Source organism: Streptomyces sp. NPDC005899, from assembly GCF_040629645.1.
GTDB lineage: Bacteria > Actinomycetota > Actinomycetes > Streptomycetales > Streptomycetaceae > Streptomyces.
In genome coordinates, this window is the sequence record NZ_JBEXWB010000584.1 from 1 (window position 1) to 2,435 (window position 2,435).

Sequence of the window (2,435 nt, forward strand, 5' to 3'; positions counted from 1 at the left end):
TGCGGACCGCCCGCCGCCCGCGGGCGCGTCAGGGCCGGGCGAGCACCCGCCGGACGTCCCGCACGAGGCCGGCCGCGGCCTCCACCGCCTCCGGGTCCAAGCCCCGCAGGGCGCCGGAGACCCGCTCCAGGAAGCCTTCCGGCGTGTCGGGCATCGCGGCCGCCGCCGCGAGGGCGCCCTTCTCGTTCAGGCACCAGGTGCGGTGGTGGGCGTGGAGCGCCTGGGCGAGGACGCCGAAGGCCCGGGACAGGCAGAGGGCGACGTGGAGGGTGTCCCCGGACGGGGCCGACTTGCGGGCCGCGGCCACCGAGAACTCCGCCTCCCACGCGGCGTCCGCGAGCGCCCTGCGCAGGGGCTCCGGGTAGACGAGGGTCTGCGCCCGCAACGACGCCAACTCCCCGCCGGGGTCCGCGAGTACCCGTCCCAGGGCGACCTCGCCCGCGTAACAGGGCGACCAGAAACCCAGTGGGTGGCCCGGCTGGACGCCCACCTCGAAGCGGCCCTCACGGCAGTCGGACCACACCGCCTCCACCCGGTCCAGGTCGCGCAGGATCCAGTCGACGGCGATCCCGTCCACCGTCAGCCACGCGCCCCCGTCGACCCACGGGCCCCAGCCGCCCGGTCCCGCGACCTCCGCAGGGGATCCCTGGGCCTCGGCGGCCAGGGCCCGCAGGGCGGCCACGTCCGGGGTGCCGCGGTAGTAGACGCCGAGGTCCCAGTCGGAGTCCGGGCGGTGCGTGGAGCGGGCCCGGCTGCCGCCCAGGGCGACAGCCCGCACGCCGGGCTGCCGGACGAGCCGTGCGGCCATCGACGCGACGGCGGGAGGGAGTGCCGGGTCGTTGCGCATTGAACGGACACTACCCCCGGCCCCGTCGCCGGGACGCCCGAATATCCTGGTCGTCCCGGCCGTCGGCTGACGAAGGAGTCCGAAGGTGCCATCGATGCTGGATGCCGTCGTCGTGGGGGCGGGTCCCAACGGACTGACCGCCGCGGCCGAACTGGCCCGCCGCGGGTTCTCCGTGGAGGTCTTCGAGGCCATGGAGACCGTCGGGGGCGGCGCGCGCACCGAGGAGCTCACCCTCCCCGGCTTCCGTCACGACCCGTGTTCCGCCGTGCACCCGCTCGCGATCGGTTCGCCCGCGTTCGCCGCGATGCCGCTGGCCCGGCACGGCCTGGAGTGGATACAGCCGCCGCTGGCGCTCGCCCACCCCTTCCCCGACGGCTCGGCCGCCGTCCTCACCACATCGGTGGGCGAGAGCGCCATGACGCTCGGCCCGCGGGACGCGGGTGCCTACCGCCGGATGGTCGCGCCCTACATCGGCCACTGGGACACCCTCGCCGAGGACTTCCTGCGCACCCCCTGGGACGGGCTGCCGCGCGACCCCTACCGGTGGGTGCGGTTCGGGCTCGACGCCCTCCAGCCGGCCGCGCTGGCCTCCCGGCGCTTCCGGGGTGAGAAGGCGCGCGGGCTGATCGCCGGGCTCGCCGCCCACGCCATCGCGCCCACCAGCGGCATCGCGACGACCGGCATCGCCCTGCTGTTCGCGCTCGCCGCGCACGAGAAGGGCTGGCCCGTGCCGCGCGGCGGCTCGCAGGCCATCTCCGACGCCCTCGCCTCCTACCTGCGTGAACAGGGGGGTGTGATCCGCACGGGCACCGAGGTCAAACGCCTCGACGAGCTGCCGCCCGCCCGCGCGTACGTCTTCGACACCTCGCCGACCGCGCTCGCCCGGATCGCCGGACTGGGCAGCGCCTACAGCCGCTACCGCTACGGCGCCTCCTGCTTCAAGATCGATTACGCCCTCTCGGGGCCCGTGCCGTGGACCGCGCCCGAGGCCCGGCGGGCCGGTACCGTGCACCTCGGCCCGACGGCGGGCGAGATCGACACCGCCCTGCGCGCCGCGGTGGCGGGGCGCGACCCGGACGTCCCGTTCCTCATCACGGCGCAGCCGAGCCTCGTCGACCCGTCCCGGGCGCCCGGCGGCAACCACGTCTTCTGGGCGTACGGCCACGTCCCGGCGGGCTGGGAGGGGGACGCCACGGAGGTCGTGGAGCGCCAACTGGAGCGTTTCGCCCCGGGCTTCCGCGATCTGGTCCTCGCCCGCTCGATCGCCGGGCCGCCCCGGCTGGCGGCGCGCAACGCGAACTACGTCGACGGGGACATCGCCACCGGGGCGTTCGCCGGCCTCCAGACCGTGATCCGGCCCAAGCTGGCCCGCGTCCCGTACGCGACCGCCCATCCCGCGGTGTTCCTCTGCTCCTCGGCCACCCCGCCCGGGCCCGGCGTGCACGGCATGTCCGGCCACCACGCGGCCAGGGCGGTGTGGAGGCGGCTGCGCGCCCGGTGAGGGCCGCACCGGGTCCCGGGGCCGCGCCTACGCGGGTGGGGGCGGGGCCGGCGCCCCCCCCGCCGCCCGCCCCCCCCCCCCCCCCCC

General features: G+C 76.9%; 2 protein-coding genes. One reads left to right on the plus strand and one right to left on the minus strand.

The window, feature by feature from the left end:
- Window positions 1–28 precede the first annotated feature (28 nt).
- Window positions 29–808: a nucleotidyltransferase domain-containing protein gene (locus tag ABZ371_RS31675; protein ID WP_358686190.1), complete on the minus strand. Its 780-nt coding sequence runs from the start codon at window positions 806–808 to the stop codon at window positions 29–31.
- A gap of 124 nt (window positions 809–932) precedes the next feature.
- On the opposite strand from ABZ371_RS31675, the gene ABZ371_RS31680 reads away from it, so the two are divergent.
- Window positions 933–2,348 carry an NAD(P)/FAD-dependent oxidoreductase gene (locus tag ABZ371_RS31680; RefSeq protein ID WP_358686188.1) on the plus strand — a complete coding sequence of 472 codons (1,416 nt, stop codon included), beginning with the start codon at window positions 933–935 and terminating at the stop codon, window positions 2,346–2,348.
- Window positions 2,349–2,435: the final 87 nt, after the last annotated feature.

Coding starts and splice junctions, on each gene's coding strand:
- ABZ371_RS31675 (WP_358686190.1), bottom strand. CDS start 808: ATGGCCGCACGGCTCGTCCGGCAGCCCGGCGTGCGGGCTGTCGCCCTG.